The organism is Flavobacteriales bacterium (assembly GCA_016700415.1).
Lineage (GTDB): Bacteria > Bacteroidota > Bacteroidia > Flavobacteriales_F > PHOS-HE28 > PHOS-HE28.
The window spans coordinates 678,460-697,286 of the sequence record CP065018.1 but is presented as its reverse complement, the minus strand read 5'-3'; the positions used below and the strand labels follow the sequence as shown (position 1 = coordinate 697,286).

Annotated in this window: 18 protein-coding genes; 4 read left to right on the top strand and 14 right to left on the bottom strand. The window is 59.7% G+C overall.

From position 1 onward, the window contains the following. Window positions 1–35: 35 nt before the first annotated feature. Together IPP95_02795 and IPP95_02790 are read right to left on the bottom strand one after the other, a co-directional pair. Entirely contained in the window at window positions 36–761 is a 726-nt protein-coding gene (locus IPP95_02795; protein ID QQS73175.1) for a YiiX family permuted papain-like enzyme, read from the bottom strand. A 46-nt stretch (window positions 762–807) separates the two neighbouring features. Then, a complete protein-coding gene (locus tag IPP95_02790) occupies window positions 808–1,338 on the bottom strand; it encodes a hypothetical protein (GenBank protein QQS73174.1) in 531 nt (176 codons plus the stop codon). A gap of 107 nt (window positions 1,339–1,445) precedes the next feature. On the opposite strand from IPP95_02790, the gene IPP95_02785 reads away from it, so the two are divergent. After that, window positions 1,446–2,492 (top strand): NAD(P)-dependent alcohol dehydrogenase, encoded by a 1,047-nt coding sequence (locus IPP95_02785; protein ID QQS73173.1) that lies wholly within the window; start codon window positions 1,446–1,448, stop codon window positions 2,490–2,492. Window positions 2,493–2,561: 69 nt separating this feature from the next. On the opposite strand, the gene IPP95_02780 is transcribed toward IPP95_02785, so the two are convergent. From IPP95_02780 to ppsA, 4 genes are read right to left on the bottom strand one after another with little or no spacing between them, the layout of a single operon-like run. After that, on the bottom strand, window positions 2,562–2,777 hold the full coding sequence (locus tag IPP95_02780; protein ID QQS73172.1) for a type II toxin-antitoxin system HicA family toxin: 216 nt from the start codon (window positions 2,775–2,777) through the stop codon (window positions 2,562–2,564). A gap of 4 nt (window positions 2,778–2,781) precedes the next feature. Continuing rightward, on the bottom strand, window positions 2,782–3,009 hold the full coding sequence (locus IPP95_02775) for a type II toxin-antitoxin system HicB family antitoxin (GenBank protein ID QQS73171.1): 228 nt from the start codon (window positions 3,007–3,009) through the stop codon (window positions 2,782–2,784). A gap of 20 nt (window positions 3,010–3,029) precedes the next feature. Next, entirely contained in the window at window positions 3,030–3,275 is a 246-nt protein-coding gene (locus IPP95_02770; protein QQS73170.1) for a hypothetical protein, read from the bottom strand. Between the two features lie 44 nt (window positions 3,276–3,319). Then, the gene (ppsA, locus tag IPP95_02765; GenBank protein ID QQS73169.1) at window positions 3,320–5,782 is read right to left on the bottom strand and encodes a phosphoenolpyruvate synthase; all 2,463 of its coding nucleotides are present in this window, start codon (window positions 5,780–5,782) and stop codon (window positions 3,320–3,322) included. Window positions 5,783–6,048: 266 nt separating this feature from the next. Between ppsA and IPP95_02760 the strand changes: the two genes are divergently transcribed. Beyond that, window positions 6,049–8,037 (top strand): VCBS repeat-containing protein, encoded by a 1,989-nt coding sequence (locus IPP95_02760; protein QQS73168.1) that lies wholly within the window; start codon window positions 6,049–6,051, stop codon window positions 8,035–8,037. A gap of 18 nt (window positions 8,038–8,055) precedes the next feature. Here the strand turns inward: IPP95_02760 and IPP95_02755 are convergent, their stop codons facing one another. Genes IPP95_02755 through IPP95_02730 form a run of 6 tightly spaced genes read right to left on the bottom strand, consistent with a single transcriptional unit; the run spans window position 8,056 to window position 14,313 of the window. After that, on the bottom strand, window positions 8,056–9,390 hold the full coding sequence (locus IPP95_02755) for a DUF58 domain-containing protein (GenBank protein ID QQS73167.1): 1,335 nt from the start codon (window positions 9,388–9,390) through the stop codon (window positions 8,056–8,058). Further along, on the bottom strand, window positions 9,387–10,376 hold the full coding sequence (locus IPP95_02750) for a MoxR family ATPase (protein QQS73166.1): 990 nt from the start codon (window positions 10,374–10,376) through the stop codon (window positions 9,387–9,389). The genes IPP95_02755 and IPP95_02750 overlap by 4 nt, the downstream gene beginning before the upstream one ends. Window positions 10,377–10,416: 40 nt before the next feature. Beyond that, window positions 10,417–11,646, bottom strand: coding sequence for a hypothetical protein (locus IPP95_02745; GenBank protein ID QQS73165.1), 1,230 nt, complete (start codon window positions 11,644–11,646; stop codon window positions 10,417–10,419). Continuing rightward, entirely contained in the window at window positions 11,643–12,464 is an 822-nt protein-coding gene (locus IPP95_02740) for a DUF4129 domain-containing protein (GenBank protein QQS73164.1), read from the bottom strand. Before IPP95_02740 ends, IPP95_02745 begins: the two co-directional genes overlap by 4 nt. 27 nt (window positions 12,465–12,491) lie before the next feature. Continuing rightward, window positions 12,492–13,373: a hypothetical protein gene (locus IPP95_02735; GenBank protein QQS73163.1), complete on the bottom strand. Its 882-nt coding sequence runs from the start codon at window positions 13,371–13,373 to the stop codon at window positions 12,492–12,494. Continuing rightward, window positions 13,327–14,313, bottom strand: a complete 987-nt coding sequence (locus IPP95_02730; protein ID QQS73162.1) for a stage II sporulation protein M — start codon at window positions 14,311–14,313, stop codon at window positions 13,327–13,329. The genes IPP95_02735 and IPP95_02730 overlap by 47 nt, the downstream gene beginning before the upstream one ends. A 56-nt stretch (window positions 14,314–14,369) precedes the next feature. Between IPP95_02730 and IPP95_02725 the strand changes: the two genes are divergently transcribed. Next, window positions 14,370–15,068 carry an RDD family protein gene (locus tag IPP95_02725; protein QQS73161.1) on the top strand — a complete coding sequence of 233 codons (699 nt, stop codon included), beginning with the start codon at window positions 14,370–14,372 and terminating at the stop codon, window positions 15,066–15,068. Window positions 15,069–15,280: 212 nt separating this feature from the next. Here the strand turns inward: IPP95_02725 and IPP95_02720 are convergent, their stop codons facing one another. Together IPP95_02720 and IPP95_02715 are read right to left on the bottom strand one after the other, a co-directional pair. Next, on the bottom strand, window positions 15,281–15,865 hold the full coding sequence (locus IPP95_02720) for an SAM-dependent methyltransferase (protein QQS73160.1): 585 nt from the start codon (window positions 15,863–15,865) through the stop codon (window positions 15,281–15,283). Window positions 15,866–15,952: 87 nt separating this feature from the next. Then, the gene (locus IPP95_02715; protein QQS73159.1) at window positions 15,953–16,744 is read right to left on the bottom strand and encodes a universal stress protein; all 792 of its coding nucleotides are present in this window, start codon (window positions 16,742–16,744) and stop codon (window positions 15,953–15,955) included. 179 nt (window positions 16,745–16,923) lie between these two features. Here IPP95_02715 and recQ point away from each other — a divergent pair, with 179 nt between their 5' ends. Beyond that, the gene (recQ, locus tag IPP95_02710) at window positions 16,924–18,777 is read left to right on the top strand and encodes a DNA helicase RecQ (protein ID QQS73158.1); all 1,854 of its coding nucleotides are present in this window, start codon (window positions 16,924–16,926) and stop codon (window positions 18,775–18,777) included. Window positions 18,778–18,827: the final 50 nt, after the last annotated feature.

Genomic DNA, 18,827 nt, shown 5'->3' with positions numbered 1-18,827 from the left:
TGGCTCAATTGGCCCTGTGCTTCGGAAGTCTTTGCTCATTCCTCTGCGATGGTTGAAAGCAACGGGCTCTCAAAGATGCTCGCCGGGGAGATCACTTCCTCGTCCAAGGGAAGCTTGTCGCCATAACGTTCCTTAAGCTTTTTGGAGACGACGGGATCGGACAGGTCGAAGTCACGGAGCTTTTGCAGCTTTCCGATCTCCAGTCCGGTGGCGGTATGGTAGGCTTTCCAGATCAACTCGGAGCAGTACATGCGCTCGTCGCCCCACCCGAAATAGAGGTCATAGTCCTTCCCAACGAATTGTTCTCCGGCGGCCTTCACCGCCTGCAGCATTTGCCCGCTCAATGGAGGGTCCGTCCTTGGCCGTTTCACCACGTAATGCCCGCCTTCCCCGCGGGCGATCCAGCTGGAGAGCGGGGTCCACTTCACTGGCTGAACGGCTTCCAGCACGACCCATTCCTGTTTGCCATTGTCCGCTTGGAAGATCAAGCCGCAGTGGCTGTACTTGGATCCGGTGGCCAATTGGATGGCCTGGCTTTGCGCCGACCGGGAGGTCTGGAAGATGATGTCACCGTCACGCAACTGGTGCTTGTCCGCTAGCCCGATCACGGCATGGTCGGCCTGCTTTAGCCGGAGGGAAGGGAGGTAGTACACCTTCAAGCCCCAAAGCACCGCGACCACCGAAAGGCCCAACACGAGCGATCTCGCCAACCGTGTGCCTTGCTTCTGAGGCAGGTTTTTGATCCAAGGACCAATGGTCATGGTGGAAATAGGTCAGCCTTCACGTCCACATTTCGATCCGTCGGATCTACTTCACGCCGAGCCGGTCCTCCAGCACTGCGCGCAGGTCTTCGAGCAGTGCTTTCTTGTATTCGTCCGGCTCCGCGGCCACGGCTTTTTTCAAGCGTGCCAACCCTAGCCGGGCCGCTTTCTCCGGCAGCAGCTCCTGGTTTTCGATCACCGTGAGCACCTCGAAGGTTTCGTGGGCATCGCCTTCAGTGGCGATCTGTATCAACCGTTCCGTGTATGGCCCGGCGTCGAGCCCCGCGTTCCAGAAAGCCGCGATCACGGTCTTTCGTACATCCAGTAGTTCCGGCACCTCCAGCGCACGGCCTAATTCGGCTGCGGCGTCCTTCACCTTTACTTGAAAGAGCAAGGCCTGAATGCGGCGCTGGCGCGCCGGTTCGTCCGTTGCTGCCAAAGCATGTAACAGTGGAAAGATGGAGTTGGCGTCCCCCATTTCATGGATCACTGCCAGCGCGTCCAAGGCTTTGGCATCGTCCTCGCTCAACAGGGCCGCGAAGGCCTTGTCCATGGTGATCCCTTTCTTTTCGGTCATGGAGCAAAGGTAGGAGCAGAGGAAATCAGGGCTGTCACTGCCCTTGGTACGGTATGATATGATGGCAACTTCCTTCATGCCCTCAAGGATCAACGACCTTTGTGGCCATGTCAACCACAAAAGCCTACGCTGCACAAAGCGCCACATCACCCCTTGAGCCGGTCACCATCGAACGCCGTGCCCCAGGTCCAAATGATGTCGCTATCAAGATCGCCTATTGCGGCGTCTGCCACTCTGACGTTCATGCGGTGCGCGACGAATGGGGCGGCACGCGCTACCCGATCGTACCGGGCCATGAGGTCGTGGGCATGGTCGCCGCCGTGGGCAGCGAGGTGAGCCGCTGGAAGGTGGGCCAACAAGTAGGCGTGGGCTGCATGGTGAACAGCTGCCGGACCTGTGCTTCCTGCAAGGAACACGAGGAACAGTTTTGTGAGAATGGCATGACCGGCACCTACAATTCCATGGACCGATACGGTGATGGAACAGTGACCCATGGCGGCTATTCCACCAGCATCGTCGTGAACGAGGATTTCGTGCTGCGCATCCCCGAAGGCATGCCCTTGGACCGCACGGCACCGCTGTTGTGTGCGGGCATCACCACCTATTCGCCCTTGCACCGCTTCGGGGTGAAGGCGGGCCATAAGCTGGGCGTCGTGGGACTCGGCGGCTTGGGCCACATGGCCGTGAAGATCGCCAAGGCCATGGGCGCGCACGTCACCATGATCAGCCATTCCGAAAGCAAGCGTGCCGATGCCGAACGCTTGGGCGCCGACGACTTCCTGCTCTCCAAGGATGCCGATGCCTTCAAGAAGAACGCCAAGCGCTTCGACTTCATCTTGGATACCGTTTCGGCGCCGCACGATTACAACGCCTACCTCGGCCTGTTGCGCCGGGGCGGCACCATGGTGCTGGTGGGTATGCCCGATGCCGCGCCCATCCACGCCAGTTCCCTTGTGCTGCAACGCCGACAGCTTGCAGGTTCGCTCATCGGCGGCATCAAGGAAACCCAGGAGATGCTTGATTTCTGCGCCAAGCACAACGTGCTCAGCGACATCGAGCTGATCCCCATCGACCAGATCAACACGGCCTACGAGCGTATGCTCAAAAGCGATGTGCGCTATCGCTTCGTGATCGATATGAAGTCGTTGGGGTAGGGGGAGCTTCGCGCTGGCCGAAAGTGCTTTTGGCAGCGTTCTTTGGGCCAAGCTCCTGAGGCACGGAAGTTAAAGCAGGTTGCTCTTGTCTATCCCGGCTTGTTTGAGGATGGCAAGCAACGTTCCTTTTGGTAGGTCGCGTCGATGCATGGGGACAATCGTCATTTTGCCGGTCTCGGAATTTTTAAAGATTTGGTGCGAACCTTTAGCCCGGACGAATTCAAATCCGTGTTTTCGGAGCAACCTGATTAGTGCTTCAGGCGTTAGTGCTGGCGTGCCAGTCATAGGGCTAAAGGCCTACGACTAACGAGTATTCCAACGTTGCGCTATCGTCCGGTACCGGTTCTCCTTCAGCCTTCAGCGTTTCCACGTAAAGCTCAATGGCCTCTTGCGCCATGCTCATGGCGTGGTCCACACTCTCGCCATAAGTCACACAACCTGCAAGGGCGGGAACCTTTACGGTATAGCCACCTTCAGGCTCTTTGGTCAAAAGGATCCGGTATGTGCGTTGTGCCATCTGAATAGAATTGCACGAAGTTACGCTACTACCTTCGCCTTTCTCCAGGCGTTCTTCTTCTTCAGCATAGCCTTCACTTCTGTAAGGGAATAGCCTTTCCCTTGCCCAAGTCTACGGCGTTCTCTGCGCTCTTCCAGCAATGCCAAATGCTCTTTGGTGAAGGTGAATTCACCTTTCTCCCTTGCGAGCAGATCCCCCACTTTGGCAAGCACCTTTTCATCAGTGGTAGCGATGAGGCGTTCGATAAGATCGAGTTTGGTGAACATGATTTGGCGGATGTGGTAAAGTTAAGCTGACATCTACATGCTCATCAACCCGCAGTAGCCCGTGCAGTGGCGGTCTTTCCCGCCAATGTCTTCTCCACCTCCGCAATCGCCCGTTTCGTCTTCAGCAAGCTGTCCGGCGTTACGCTGATGGAGTCGATGCCCAGTTCAACTAAGAACTGCGCGAAGTCCGGGAAGTCGCTGGGGCCTTGGCCGCAAATGCCCACTTTGGTGCCGGTGCGCTTGGCGGTCTCGATCAGCATTTTCAGCATGCGCTTCACGGCCGGGTTGCGTTCGTCGTAGAGGTGGCTTACCAGTGCGCTGTCGCGGTCCAGGCCGAGGGTGAGCTGGGTGAGGTCGTTGCTGCCGATGGAGAAGCCATCGATGTGCTCGCTGAATTCCTCGGCCATGAGGATGTTGCTGGGGATCTCCGCCATCAGGAAGAGCTCAAGGCCCTCTTTGCCGCGCTCCAGGCCGTATTCCTTCATCACTGCGGTGACGCTTTGCAGCTCTTCCACCGTGCGGCAGAAGGGCACCATCACCACCACGTTCTTCAGGCCCATTTTTTCACGCACGCGTCGGATGGCCTTGCATTCCAACCCGAAGGCTTCCTTGTACGCATCGCTGTAGTAGCGGGACGCGCCGCGCCAGCCGATCATGGGGTTTTCCTCGTCCGGTTCGAAGTGCTCGCCGCCCAGAAGGTTCTTGTACTCGTTGCTTTTGAAGTCGCTGAAGCGCACGATCACCTTGTTGGGGTAAAAGGCGCTGGCGATCTTGGCGATGCCGTAGCTGAGCTTCTTTATGAAGAAAGTCTCTTCGTCCTCATAGCCGTTGATCAAGTAACTGATCTTGCCGCTGAGCGCCACGTCGCCGAGCTCTTTGTGTTGTAGCAATGCCAGCGGGTGCGCCTGGATGTAGTTGTTGATGATGAACTCCTCGCGCGCCAAACCCACACCGGCGTTTGGCAGGCCGCTGAACTTGAAGGCCAGATCCGGGCTGGCCACATTGAGCATGATCGGCGTTTTCGTTTCCGGTATGTCGGCCAGCAACGTTTCCTCAACAGTGCTAGAAATGATGCCTTGGTAGATGATCCCTGTATCGCCTTCGCAGCAGCTGGCCGTCACTTCCATGCCGGTGTCCAGCAGGTCGGTGATGTTGCCGCAGCCCACGATGGCGGGCACGCCCATTTCGCGCGCCACGATGGCCGCGTGGCAGGTACGCCCGCCCTTATTGGTGATGATGGCACTGGCCTTTTTCATGATCGGCTCCCAGTCCGGGTCGGTCATGTCGGTCACAAGAACGTCGCCTTTTTGGAAATCTTTGCCGTCGCCGTCGCCGCCGCGCCCGTCGAGGCTGAAGAGGATGCGGACCTTGCCGCTTCCAACGCGGTCGCCGATGGCGATGCCGCGCGCGACCTCCTTGACGCCCTCAGGCTTGTCGATCTTATATTCCACCACGCGGTCCGTGGCCTTGTTGCTGTGTATGGTCTCCGGGCGCGCCTGAAGGATGAAGAGTTCCTTCGTCAAGCCGTCCACGGCCCATTCCACGTCCATCGGGCACCAATGGCCCTTCAGCTCACTGTAATACTTTTCGATGGCCGCCACGCTGCGCGCCACTTCCAAGGCTTGCGCATCCGTGATGCAGAAGCGGTTGCGTTGCGCGCGCTCCACGGGGATGATGAGCGTGGGTTTGCCCGGCTCCACGCCGTAAACCATTTTGCGGTCCTTGTTGCCTAATTTCTTTTCGATGATGCTGGTAAACCCTTCGGCCAGTGTGGGCTTGAAGACGATCCATTCATCCGGGCTCACGGCGCCTTGTACCACCATCTCGCCGAGGCCGTAGCTGCCATTGATCAGCACCACGTCCTTGAAGCCGCTTTCGGTGTCCAAGCTGAAGGCCACGCCGCTGCTGCCCACGTCGGAGCGCACCATTTTCTGGACGCCCACGCTGAGGCCCACCTGAAAATGGTCGTAGCCCAAGCTTTCGCGGTACACGATGGCACGGTCGGTGAAGAGCGAGGCAAAGCAGTTGCGCACGGCGCTGATGAGCTCCTGGTGCCCGCGGATGTTGAGGTAGGTCTCCTGCTGCCCGGCGAAGGATGCATCGGGCAGGTCTTCCGCGGTGGCGCTGGAACGCACCGCCACGTCGGTCGCCTCCTGCCCGTATTTCTGCGACATTTCATCATAGCGCGCCATGATGCCCTTCCAGATCTCCTCCGGGAACTTGCCGTTCTTGATCAATGTGCGCACGGCGAGGCCGGTGCGGCGGATGTTCTCCACGTCGTCCACGTCCAAGCCCGCCACGATGTCGCGGATCTTCTGGTCCAACACGTTGTGGGCAATGAAAGCTTCGTAGCTGGCCACGGTGACCACGAACCCGCCGGGCACCTGCACGCCGAGCTTTCCGAGATTTTGGATCATTTCCCCGAGGCTGGCGTTCTTGCCGCCAACGGTGGGGATATCGCTAAGCTCAACTTCGTGGAGCCACTTGAGGTATTCTGCTTGTGCCATGGGTACGGTCCTGAGCGTTTATAAGGCTTTGAACGGTGATCGGGGGTGAAGGTTGGCTCCAGCTTATTCCGGTGCTGGGACCGCGATCGGGATTTCGGCCGCAAGTTACCTGAGGCAACGTTGCTCTTTGAAGCCACCTTTTCCCCTTTTCTTACGTCCTTGACTTATCTCGACGGACCGGAAGGTGGAAGGTCGGTGTTATTTCAGCCTCCATACCGTGTCCATGAATTTCAAAGCCGAACGCGCCCTATTTACTCGAACGACCCATGAAAACAACACTGCTCCTTTCCGTCGCTGGTCTGCTTTTGTCCCAGGCCCATGCCCAGACCACCTGCATCACGTCTTTGCCGATCACACCGGGCACATACACGGTGAACTTTGTCAGCGGCTCGGAAGTGCCCCTGCCCATCTGCTCGCAATATGGAGTAGGAGCTACCATGGGTGCGTGGTATAGTTATACCCCGCTCATGGACACGGCGGTCACCATTAGCACCGTGGCAAGTGGGCTCGATACGCGCTTCCATGTTTACACCGGTGGTTGCGGTGCTTTGTTGTGCCATGCCGGGGATGATGATGGAGGGGGAAATCTCACCTCCTTGGCCACTTTCGATGTCACAGCAGGGACCACCTACATTATTGCCTTCGATAACAAATGGAACTCCTACACTTTTGATTTCACCATGGAGGAAAACGTGGTGATCACTCCGCCGCCGCCTGCCGAGGGCACCGTGGCCTTCACTCCGCAGACGTTCTCGGGGGTTTCAGGGTACAGCTATGGTGCCGTGGACATGAACGGGGATTTTCTGGACGACATGGTCTCGGTCACCGGTTCGAACATCAACATCTTGCAGCAAGAGGTCCTTGGGGGTATGACGCCCCATAATTATCCCACAGGTAACGTACAGTTTCCGGCCACATGGAGCATGGCGGCGGGCGATCTGGACGGGAACGGCTACAACGACCTCCAGTACGGTAATGGCAGCGGAGTTTCTTTCCTGATGGCGAACAGCACCGGCACCGATTATGTGGTGCAGAACTTTCCACAATATGTGTTCAGCCAACGGGGCAACATGATCGATATCAACAATGACGGGAATCTGGACGCCTTCATGTGCCACGATGTAAGCGCAAATGTCTATTATATGAACGATGGCACTGGTACGCTCACCTTTGGGCAAGGCCAGTTCGGCACTAGCTGCGGCAACTATGGGAGCATCTGGGTGGATTATGACGGTGACGGCGACATGGATCTCTTTGTGGCCAAGTGCGGCTGCGATCCCGTGGACATCCTGATGCGCAACAATGGTGATGGCACCTTCACCAGCATGGCCGCCGCACTGGGATTCGCGGATAGCCACCAGAGCTGGTCCAGCGCATGGGGCGACTTCGACAACGATGGCGACATGGACGTGCTCGTGGGCTCCAGCTCCAGCAGCTATCACAAATTGATGCGCAACAACGGTGACGGTACTTTCACCAACATCACCGCCGGCTCGGGCTTCGACAGCTTCGGTGGGCAGAGCATTGAATGGAACACCCGTGACTTCAACAATGACGGATACCTGGACATCATCGGCGGTGGTGCGATCCACTACAACAACGGCGACCTCACCTTTTCACCGGACAACACGGCACCGCAGAACGGCCCCATCGGCGACCTCAATAATGACGGCTTCCTGGATATCGTCAGCGGCAGCACGGCCATGATGAACCAAGGCAATGACAACCATTGGCTCACGGTGAACCTGATCGGTACGGTGAGCAACAGGAACGGCATCGGTGCCCGGATACAGGTCACCAGCGAACTTGGTTCACAGATCAGGGAGATCCGCAGTGGTGATGGCTTCAGGTACATGAGCAGCCTCAATGCCCACTTCGGTTTTGGCACGGACTCGGTCATCACCGGGGTGACGGTGCATTGGCCTTCCGGTATTGTTGATGAGTTCTCATCCGCCGAGGTGGACCAGGCCATGACCATTACGGAGGGCATGACCCTTACCACCGGTATCGCGGATGCCGCTGCGGAGCATGCTTTCGGCTTGTTCCCGAACCCGGTGAAGGATGTCCTGACGGTGATCGGAGGGGATGTTGCGCTGAACGATCCGTTCGAGGTTTTGGACGTGACCGGGAAGCGTGTGCTGCAAGGAACACTGACCCGCGGTCATGTGGATGTTTCCAGCCTGAACACCGGGGTCTATGTGCTTTCCGTTCGGAGCGGCACGGCGATGAGCAGGCAACAGTTCGTGAAGGAGTGATCCCATTTGGGGGAAAGCCTACAGCATTCCCCGAGCCTTGATCTCCAAGTACTTGTTCAGCACGTTCACGCTCAGCTCCTCCGGCGAGGTGAGGATGGTGAGCACGCCGTGGCTTTCAAGTTCCTTGGCGATCAGCTCCTTTTCCCGGATGAATTTCCGGGTGACGGCCTTCACGTACACATCCATGGTGTCCTTGTCCGCAGGGCTGAGCAGCTGATCCAACTCCGTATTGCGGAAGATCACCACGGCCACCAAGTGAGCCCGGGCGAGCAGTTGCAGAAAGGGCAGTTGGCGCCGCATGGCGGAAAGGCTCTCGAAATTGGTGTACAGCACCAGCAGGCTGCGCTGGGCCACGGTGTGTTTCACCCGTAGGAAGAGCGCCTCGATGTCGGTCTCCGCGAAGTCGGTGCGTTGGGCGTAGAGCAGTTCCATCACACGGTGCATCCAGCCGCGGTCGCGGGCCGGAGGCAGCACGTTATGTACCGTGTTGCTGTAGGTGATGATGCCCACTTTGTCGTCCTTCTTGAGGGCGATGTCACTGAGCACGAGGGCGGCGTTGATGGCGCGGTCCAGCAGCGTGAGGCCACCGAAGGGCATCTTCATGGTGCGGCCGGTGTCGATCAGCGAGACGATCTGTTGCGCCTTCTCGTCCTGGTATTGGTTCACCATCAGCTTGGCCCGGCGCGCCGTGGCCTTCCAGTTCACCGTGCGACGGTCATCGCCGGGGATGTAGTCGCGTATCTGCTCGAACTCGCTCCGCTGCGCACTGCGCCGCACCTTGCGCACGCCGGACATGCTGAAGAGGTCGGCCTCGGCCATCAGCTCGTATTTCCGCAGATGGATGTAGCTGGGGTATACCGCGATCTCGCGGCCCTGTTCCTGCTTATAGCGCCGCTCGGCCAGACCCCAGCTTGTGCGTGCCAGCACATTGATCGCGCCGTAGGTATAAACGCCACGGGAGAGCGGCCGCACCATGTACGCGAGCTGTGCCTTCGAGCCGCCGGGAATGCGCCGCCGCAGGTCCAGGCCGCGCTCCTGCAGTTGCGCCGGCAGCTCGTCCAGCACCCGCACATGCACGGGGAAGCCGTAGCGGTTGCTCACCTCCACGGTCACGGGGTTCTCATCGCCGTTGCTCCACTTGGCCAAGGTGTGGCGTGATGCCACGATGCCCTCCGGCACCCCGAAAAGCCGGACGAGATCCAGAACGGTCCCTGCGGCCAACAGCCCGGCGGCGACCACCGCCAAAGGCAGCAGCACGGGCAGGAGGAACGCCGCGACGAAAAGCACCACGACGCCCCATCCGAGGCTGAAAAAGCGCCGGGTAAGGAACAGCGATGTGACGATCCGTTTCACCGGGGAACGGGCACTTTGGCGATGACCTGTGCGACCACTTCATCCGGGCGCAGACCTTCCATCTCGCGCTCGGGCGTGAGCAGGATGCGGTGGCGCAAGATGGCCGGCAGCACCTGCTGGATGTCCTCCGGCACGACGAAATCGCGGCCTTGCATGGCCGCCACCGTCTTGGAGGCGCGCTGTACGGCGAGGCTGGCACGCGGGGAAGCGCCCAGCATCAGGGATCCGTCGTTCCGCGTGGCGTGGGTGATCTCCGCGACGTAGCGCACGAGCTTGGCATCGCAGCGCACATGGTCGATCAGTGCGCGCAGCCGTGCAAGTTCCTCCGTGGTGATCACCGCCTGCACCTGGCCTACCTCCAAGCGGTGGGGACCTTCCTGCGCGCGCAGCAGCAACTGTTCCTCCTCCTCCAGCGAGGGATGCCCCATGTCGATCTTGAAGAGGAAGCGGTCCAACTGGGCTTCTGGCAGGCGGTAGGTGCCTTCGTGCTCGATGGGGTTCTGTGTGGCCACGATCATGAACGGGACGCCCGCAGGATGCGTCACGCCGTCCACGGTGACCTGCCGCTCCTCCATCACTTCGAAGAGCGCGCTCTGCGTCTTGGCCGGGGCGCGGTTGATCTCGTCCACCAGCACGATGTTGCTGAAGATGGGCCCGGGCTTGAAGGCGAAGGCATTGGTGCGCGGATCGAAGATGCTGGTGCCGATGACGTCGCTGGGCATCAGGTCCGGCGTAAACTGGATGCGGCTGAAGCCCGTGGCCACGGTGCGCGCGAGCAGTTTTGCGGCGAGGGTCTTGGCCACGCCGGGCATGCCCTCGATCAGTACGTGTCCGTCGCTGAGCAGGGCGATGATGAGCTGGTCGATCACGTTACCTTGGCCGATGATGACGCGCTGTATCTCATTGCGGATGCGCCCGGCGGCGTCACGCAGTTCGGTGAGTGGGAGGCCGGGGGAGTAGTCGGGATTGGTGGTTTCTTCTTCCATGTTGGGGAGTGTTGGGGCGATGCATGCATCGCCCTTACCCTTATAGCCTGCTGCGCAGGCTGCTGAGGGTCTTGTTGAGGGTTAGCAGTTGTTCTTCAGAGACTTGTTCCACTTTGTTGTAGTGGTCCATGAGGCGGTTGGCGTGGTTGAGCTCCTCTTCGCTGATGCCGGTGCGCAGGGCGATCTCTTGGATCGCCTCCGCATCCCAGATCGTGCGATGCAGGCGCAGTTTACGGCGGACCTCGTCCTTGAACTGCACTGTGAGCTTTCGCGCGATGTCGGCATGGTCTCCTCGGAAGTAGTAGAGGCGCCCCATGGTGTCCGCGAACTCGCGGCTGGTGTTGCGTGGGGGCGTTACCACGGGGATGGCCCGCTGGCGGCGGCGCGCGTATACGAGCACGGTGAGCAGCAGTAGGGCCATGGCGGTCCAGTAGGCCCATTTCAGCGCAGGCTGGGAGAGGATGTAGCGTAGGGGCGTCCGGCTGCCTGCGCGGCCCACTTTATAATACTCGTCCCACAGCACGGGCCGGTCGGGCAGCATGTTGAAGGCGCCTTCCATAAAGCCGCGCGCACCGTCCTTCAGCAGGTAGTAGTTGGTGAAGGCGCGCGGTGCGGTGCACAGCCAAAGGGAGCCTTTGCCGTGCCGCATCCGCAAAAGCACGGGCGCGTGGTGCTGGTTTTCCGCCAGCACCTGCACGCTGTCCATGCCGAAGTTCTTGAAGATGTAGTCGATGCCGCCGTGCGCGAATTGGAAGTCCCCGACCTGACGTAAGGGCCAGCTTGTGAAGCGCACCAGGTCGGTGTCCCCACGGAGGAGCTTGTTCAGCCCTGCGGCGGTGGCCAAGCTGTCCGGCTTCTTCCACTGGTATTCCGTGCGGAACCGGAGGGTGTCCATCATTTTGTCCGGGAAGTATTGCGCGGCGATAAAGGCGTCATCGCCACGGTCCACCATCTTCAGCAGGTTCTCCAGGTCCAGGTCATCCACATGAAAACCGCTGTTGATGAAGATGTGGATCACCGGCCGATCTGTGCTGTCGGTGGCCAAGCGTTCCTGTGCGGTGACGTAGATGGGTTCCCGCACGGTGGTGACGCCCTGCGGGAAGAGGTCCGTTAGGCGGTCGTACGCGAGGCCGCATGCGAAGGGGTCGGTGCGGTACCGCGTATAGCTGGGCTGCCAGTTCGGCTCCTTCGGCGTTAGCTGCTCCAAGACGACCACCAATGCCAGCACTGCCAGCGTCACTGCGAGGATGACCTTTTCCGCGCGGCTCATCGGTCGCTCCCGTTCGGGGTGTGAAGGCGCACAAAGGCGGGCAGCATGGCGCGGTAACGCGTCTCGTCCATGGGGGCGTCGCCGTACCACGCCCACTTGAAGAGGAAGCTGGCTTCACTGAAGGCGGCACGCTTGGCGGATTCCTTCAGTTGGCCCAGGTAGTCCCGGTCCGTGTATCGCGGCTGCCATTTGATCAGGCCCTCGTCCATCAGCCGCCGCAGCACCTTGAGGTATTGATAGCGCAGGGCCGTGCGCCAATCCTGTGCCTTTTCCGCCTTGGCGAGCAGCTTGTCGAGGTCGAGCGCTTCGATGTTCTCCTCGATGGTGGTGACCTGCCGTGGCCTGCCGGACTCCGGGATGAGGGCGCTGTGGAAGAGCCGTTTCCGGAAGAAGAACAGCAGGAAGACCACCGCGAAGGCCAAGATCGCCCAGTGCAAGTGGCCGAACACCCAGCCGCCTGTCTTGCTGCCGAAGAGCCTTTGCAGCCAATGGCCGATCCACTCCTTCAAGCGTTCCCACCACAGCGTGTTGACATGCAGGTCGCGGTCGTAGTCGTATTCCGGGTCGGCCTGAAGCGCGCGGACCGCCGTGGTGTCGAACTGCCCAGCGCGCACCGAAATGGTATCATCACCGATCGCCGCCCAGTCCTTCTTGTCCAGCGTGCTGTCCTTGGCCGCGTCTTTGTCGGTCGCAGCATCCATGGTCGCCACGGCGGGATCCCTGGCGGCGTCCTTATCCGTCGGGGTGCTATCGTTCTGGGCGGCGCAAGAGGCCGCCCAGAACAAGGCAACGAAAAGGAGAACGGACGTGCGGCTCACGGACGGGATGCTTGCTTGCTTGCCAGCTCAGGCGGTGGGCGGCGTCACATTGACCTCGTCCACACGCTCCAGCAGCCCTCGGCCTTCCTTCTCCTCGATCAGCGATAGCGCGTGCAGACCGATGGGCACTTGCAGAAAGGGTTGCAACAGTACGCTCATCACCCCGCCCAAAGCCATCATCAGCGTCATCAGCCAGCCCATGCGTTCGCCCATGGCCGCCGGGTCGTCCATGCCGCCCATCCCGCTCATGGCCCCGAAGCCGGAGAGGAGGATGAAGGGCAGGTAGATGATGTAGCTGATAAAGCCGATCAGCATTGACAGTACGATGACCAGGCCGAAGGTCATCCACCAACGCCCCTTGATCACCTTGAAGGAGCGCCCGATGCAATCGCCGATGTCGGCCCGCTCGAAGGCGCGCAGCGGAAATGCCATGGTAAAAACGATGCTGAGCCAGATGGCCCCGATCACCAGAAGGATCACGCCGAAAGAAGCGATGATCCCGGCCAACAGGCCGATCACGAAATAGGACGGCAGTTGTCGGCTCACCTCCTTCCACAACTCGCCCATCGCAGGTGCCATGCCCTTGTTCACCATGTAGAAGCGCATGTATTCGTAGACCATGGTATAGAGCAACAGCATGGAGATCAGAAGGAGCAGGTAGCCTATCATCATGCTGCCCATACTGGCCATCATGCCTTCGATATTGCCGCCCCGGGCGCTGGTGAACATGGTGCGGAAGAAGTTGCCAAAGAGCACCGAGGCCACCAGGTAGACCGGGAGGCAAATGAAGACCAGGGGTCGGTAGAGCGTTTTCCAGTTCTGGCGGATGAACTGGAAGCCGGTGCTGATCACGGCGCTGAAGTCACGTTGTTGGCGTAACTCGATGTAGTTGTTGGGTCCGTTCGACATGGTAGGGGTAAAGGATGAAGTAACCGATGATGAAAGCAAGGCTGCCACCGATGATGGCGATGTTCAGCGCGGGCGGCATGGTGGCGCTGCGCCGGGTGATGAAGGACTCGATGAAGCCCGCCAGGATGAAGCAGGGCACCAGGCCCATCACGATCTTCACGCCTTTCAAGGCACCGCGCCGGAAACTCGCCAGCCGTGTATACGTGCCCGGGAAGAGGATGCTGTTGCCCATCACGATCCCGGCGGCCCCGGCGATCACGATGCAACTGATCTCCACGGTGCCGTGCAACCAGATGCCCATCAGGCTCTCGCGCAGCACGCCTTGATCGTACATGAAGTATTGGAAGGTCCCCAACATGATGCCGTTCTGTACAAGGATCATCCAGGTGCCGTAGCTCAAAAGCAGCCCAAAGGCGAAGGCATAGAACGAGACCTTGATGTTGTTGAGGGTGATGCCGAAGAACATGTCCATCATCGGGGCGCTGCCATAGACCGCCATGGGCTTGCCTTCTTTGATGTTTTCCAAGGTCATGTCCACGTAGCCATCGCCCATGACCAGCCGTGTGAAGTCAGCGTCGTACCGCGCACTGATGCCACCGATGATCACGGCGATGAGAAAGACCCCGGCGGCGATCCCCAACTGCTTGCGCGTGGAGGCCATCAGCAACGGCAGCTCCGTGGCCCAAAAGGAGACCAAACGCCCCATGCCTGTGCGCTGGTTCCGGTAGATGTGCCGGTGCATTCCTGCGGCCAAGGTGTTGAGGTAGCCGGTAACCTTGGCGCCCGGATAGAAGGTGCGCGCGTAGCTCAGGTCGTCATTGAGCTCGATGTACAGCGCACTGGCCTCATCCGGGGTGATGTCCACGCTGCGGCCTGCCACCAGCAGTTCCAGCCGACGCCACTTCCCGTTGTTCCGCTTTACGAACGCCGCTTCACGCATGTGCAGATCACTTGAGCAAACATAACGTTCCTTCGTTACCCTATTTTGCGGCCGTCATGGAGACCGTCCACATCGAAACCACGCAGAACGTGGCCCTGCACTACGAGGTGGCCACCATCGTGGACCGGGGATTAGCGGTGGTGATCGATTGGTTGCTGCTCGCCGGATACACGATAGCCTTGATGATGCTGGGCAACAAGCTCCACCTCGATACTCCGCAATGGGCCCAGATCATCCTTTTTGGTGTTCCGTGGACCTTCTACCACCTGGTGAGCGAGTTGCTGATGGACGGGCAGAGCTTCGGCAAGCGCGCACGCAACATCAAGGTGGCCCGACTGGACGGGGGACAGCCGGGCCTCGGCCACTACCTGCTGCGCTGGATGCTCCGCATGGTGGACGCGCTCTTCTTCCTCGGCGCGGTGGTGATCCTGTTCAACGGCAAGGGCCAGCGGCTGGGAGACATCGCAGCGGGCACCACGGTGATCTCCCTCAAACAACGCTTCTCTTTGGAGGACACGCTGCTGACGGATGTTCCCGAAGGGCATGAAGTGGAGTTCCGGGAAGCTGCGCGCCTCACGGACGCGCAAGCACGGCTCATCAAGGAAGTGCTCGGCAATAGCAGCGCAGCCAAACCGGTCGCCGTGTTGAAGCTCGCTATCCGGTTCCAAGAGGAATTAACCCTGGATCGCCCGGCAGATCCGGAGAAATTCCTACGCACGCTGCTCGCCGACTATCTGTACCTGACCGGGCGATAGGGTAGCGGTCAACCCATTCGGAACACCAGGCTCATGAGCAAGTGGTCCACAGGTTCTTCACCCTTGAGGACCGTGAAGCGTACTTCTTGCGCGGTAGCCTCCACGGTCGCCCAGAGCAACAGCCCTGTGAAAATATTTCGCGCCCACCCATTGGTAGAAGCCCCGCGGTGGAAAATGGCTGCGAAAGGGACATAGGAATGAGGAAAAGCAAGCTACGTCCGCTTCACCGCTCGCAGCCATACCTCCCGTCCGGCACGTGGCTCTACGGAGTTGTGGCAAGGGGCTAGCGTCAATTCCTCGAATTTGTGGCCGAAGACCTGCCGGTATTCCCCGGCATCGCCGCCATAAGGTGGATGGTCCGTGTCCATGGGGTCATCGAAGAGCACGCCCGTGAGCATGCCGCCGGGAACGAGCAGTTCGTGCATCCGGTCCACATAACTCGTCCGGAACCTCGGGTGCAGCGCACAAAAGAAGGTCTGCTCGATGATACGGTCGTACTGCCCTTGGTGGTGGAAAAAATCACCGACGATCAAGTGCTCACGCGGGAAGTCCGGGCAGCGCCGCACCAGGTCCGCCAGAGGAGCGTCGGCGAGGTCCAGGACGAACACGTTCCGGAAGCCCGACCGGTGCAGGTATTCCGCCTCGTAGGACCGTCCTCCACCGGGGATCAAGATCCGCAGGTCCTTGTTGGTGAGCTGGTCGAAGTATGCCTTCAGCGGCGTGCTTACCATACCCAGGTCCCAACGGGTATCTCCGGTGGCATAGCGTTCTTTCCAGAAATCGGCAGTGGGTTCCATGAGGAGAGGTAGGAATGAAAAATGAAAAATGTAGAATGTAGAATGCCAAACTGGTGTCAACCCGTAACCCGTAACCCGCAACTACAACTACTTCGCGCACAACACCGGTATCCCCGGCTCGTTGGTGAGAAGGCGTTCCTTCTCTGCGTCAGCGATGTAACGGTATTCATCCGAGGCGACCGACATGATGGCGATGCATCCGGCCCCCACGCGCTTCGCATAGTCGATGGTGGGCCAGGAGAAGCCGACGGAGAATGAGGTGCTCGGTTCTTCCACGGTCTTGACGGCGATGCCTTCCTTGCCCAACCATTCCACCATGCGGGCCTTGTTCGCCAGCAGCTCGTCACTGGGAGATTCCCCCGGCCTGACCAACTGGTAGACGTGAACGGTGCTGCCAAAAGTCTTGGCAAGAAGCGCGACACCGGTGAGAAGGTGTTCAATGTCCGGATGTGCCGCCACGGGCATTACGATCACTGCGAAGGAATTCTGCTCCGGGCTTTTGGCCTGCACCACCAAGGTCGGGACTTCCACATGGCGGACAAGCTTCAGGATGTCCGCACCAAAAAGTGATTGCCGCAGGCCCCGCAACCCGTGGGTGGTGCACACCATGAGGCTGTGCCCCTTCCGGCTCTCGTCAGCGATCTCCGAAATGAAGTCGCCTTCCCGGAAGTGTACCACTGTGGGTGACTTCGTTATCTGTGATCGCTGCTGCTCCATGCGGTCCTTCGCATTGCTGCGGCCTTCCTCTGTGAGCTCCTTCTTGCCCATCACATGCAGGAGCGAGATCGAGCTTGCAAATCGTGAGGCCAAATGGTCCGCGTAGCGCAAGCCATGCAAGGAGGTTTCGCTCAAGTCGGTGGGGCAGAGGATGTCGTTCATGGTGTGTGTGGCGCGGGCTAGGATAAAGGTAGGGGGCCGATCAATGCAAAACGACGGTATGGCCGCAAAATACCGATTTGCAGGTAGAAGGCGCGCTGCTCAGTTCGGGTTGAAAACTAAGACCTCCGTGCCAAGACATGTTGGAGCAGGCCGGATAACTTGGCCAACTTCAGATCGCCATGGAATACGTCACGCCTGAGACTGCCGGAACCCTTGTTCCCGAGCCTAACACCGGCCCCCTTGACCTGCTTGAAAGGCACTTCGGCTATAAAAGCTTCCGCCCGGGGCAGCAAGAGGTCATTGAGCATGTGCTGGCCGGCAATGATGCCGTGGTGCTGATGCCCACCGGTGGTGGCAAAAGCCTCTGTTACCAAGTGCCCGCAATGGCAATGGACGGTCTCACAGTGGTGGTCTCTCCGCTGATCGCCCTGATGAAGGACCAAGTGCAGGCATTGCAGGCCAACGGCATCCCTGCCGCATTCCTCAACAGCACGCTGGCTTATTCCGAAGAGCAGGCCGTAGAGGTCCGGTTGCGAAATGGCGACCTGAGGTTGCTTTACGTGTCACCGGAACGCCTGCTTTCACAGCACTTTCTGGAACGCGTGGCGGTGTGGAAGCCGGGCCTCTTCGCCATTGACGAGGCGCATTGCATCAGTAGCTGGGGCCATGCCTTCCGCCCGGAGTACAAGCGGTTGGACATCCTAAAGAAGGTCTTTCCGGACGTGCCGCTCATCGCCCTCACCGCCACCGCCGACAAGGCCGTGCGCGGCGACATCGCCCAGCACCTCGGTATGCGCAACGAGCGCCTTTTCACCTCCAGCTTCGACCGGCCCAACCTCTCTTTAGCCGTGCTGCCGGGGCAGAACCGCTGGGCAATGCTCCAGCGCATCATGGCGCGCCACAGGGGCGAATGCGGCATTATCTACTGCAACAGCCGCAAAGGCACCGAGAAGCTCGCTGCACAACTCCATGGCATCGGCGTGAAGGCCGATTTTTACCACGCCAAGATGAACGCTGCCGACCGTGACAGCGTGCAGGACGACTTCATCTCCGGAAAACTCCACGTGGTCTGCGCCACCATTGCCTTCGGCATGGGAATCGACAAGGGCGATGTGCGCTTCGTGATCCACTGGAACATGCCCGGTACACTGGAAGGCTACTACCAGGAGATCGGTCGCGCGGGCCGCGACGGTGCGCCGGCCGAGACCATTCTCTTTTACAGCTACGCCGATGTGCAGACCCACATGCACTTCATGGAAGAGGTGGAGGACGAGCAGTACAAGGCGATCATGGGCGCCAAGCTGGACCGCATGAAGGAATATGCCGAGGCGCAGGTCTGCCGCCGGACCGTGCTGCTCAGCTACTTCAGTGAGGAGGTGGTAAAGCCCTGCGGCAACTGCGATGTCTGCAAGGACCCGCCGAAGTATTTCGACGGCACGCTGCTCGCGCAAAAAGCGCTTTCCGCCATGTTCCGCTGCCACCAGACGGTGGGCATGAGCGTGCTGATCGACGTGCTGAAGGGCACGCATAGCAGTGAGGTACAGGCGCAAGGCCTCAGCCAAGTGAAGACCTTCGGCGCCGGAGGGGACGTCAGCGCCTTCGCCTGGGTGATGTTCATCCAGCAATTCCTCCAGCAAGGCTTGTTCGAGATCGACTACAAGGACCACTACCATCTGAAGATCACGCCGCTCGGGCACCGCGTGCTGAAAGGAGAGCACAACGTGCGCTTGGTGACACCGGACACCGTGAAGGAGCGTCAAGAGCGGAGCCGCAAGGCCAAGTTGCCGCCAGCCACGGAAGTAGCCCCCGCCAGTGCCGACCTGCTCGTCCGATTGAAGGCGCTTCGCCTCACCGTCTCAAAGGAGATCGGCAAACCCGCCTTCGTCGTCTTCAGCGATGCCACCTTGATCGACATGGCCATCAAGAAGCCGCGCAACGTCTACGAGTTCCGCTTGGTGAACGGTGTGGGGGACCACAAGACGAAGATGTACGCGGAGCGGTTCTTAGCGGTGATCGGAGAGGTGGCAAGGTGATGTAATACCAATTCGCATTACAAAATGACCCGAAGCTGTACGAACCCCTG